The organism is Mesorhizobium sp. M8A.F.Ca.ET.161.01.1.1 (assembly GCF_004792105.1).
Taxonomy (GTDB): domain Bacteria; phylum Pseudomonadota; class Alphaproteobacteria; order Rhizobiales; family Rhizobiaceae; genus Mesorhizobium.
Map to the genome: position 1 here is coordinate 1 of NZ_SRTD01000267.1, position 331 is coordinate 331.

General features: G+C 68.6%; 1 pseudogene. It reads left to right on the forward strand.

The annotated features are described in order from the left end of the window. Positions 1–331 (forward strand): annotated as a pseudogene (locus EN804_RS35650) (integrase); the annotation flags it as partial.

Here is a 331-nt window from a genome sequence, read left to right on the forward strand (position 1 = left end):
AAGGAGGTGCATCCGCTGTGGGGGCCAAAGAAGATCGTGGCGCGTCTCAAGCGCACGGCTCCCGAGCTGGTTTGGCCGTCGGCCTCGACGGTGGGCGCGATCCTTGCACGGCATGGGCTTGTCGGCGTCCGCAAGCGGCCACGTCTGCGAGCCTGTGGCAACGGACCGTGGCCGGAGCCGCAAGGGCCGAATGCGGTGTGGACTGGCGATCACAAGGGGTGGTTCCGGACTGCCGACGGGTGGCGCTGCGATCCGTTGACGGTGATGGATGCCTCGAGCCGCTACCTTCTGGCGCTCGAAGCGACGGGTTCGACGGCGGACGCCGAGGCCT